The organism is Shewanella sp. AC91-MNA-CIBAN-0169 (assembly GCF_040310165.1).
In the GTDB taxonomy this organism is placed as follows: Bacteria; Pseudomonadota; Gammaproteobacteria; order Enterobacterales; family Shewanellaceae; genus Shewanella.
This window is the reverse complement of record NZ_JBEOPM010000183.1, coordinates 1-243: the sequence shown is the minus strand read 5'-3', so window position 1 is coordinate 243 and position 243 is coordinate 1. Positions and strand designations below refer to the sequence as shown.

Annotated in this window: 1 pseudogene; it reads right to left on the bottom strand. The window is 50.2% G+C overall.

Going from position 1 to position 243, the window contains the following annotated elements:
* Positions 1 to 243: pseudogene (locus AAEY98_RS22605) on the bottom strand (di-heme oxidoredictase family protein); the annotation flags it as partial.

The window sequence follows — 243 nt, the reverse complement described above, 5'->3', positions numbered from 1 at the left end:
ACTCAAAGGTCGGCGCACGTAGGGTTTCAACATAACCATCGGCAAAGGTCACTGGCTTATCAGTCCACTGTACCGCAATTCGCGCTTCGGCCGGTACACCCTGAATACCGCGATCCTGTAACTGACCGCCATACATAGGATGCACCACTTTTTCGATCTGGGAATTCTGCAATTGCTGACGCTGCTCATCTGTTGTCGCTGGCATAGACAGACGTATTAATAAACTATCAGCATCGTCCTCAC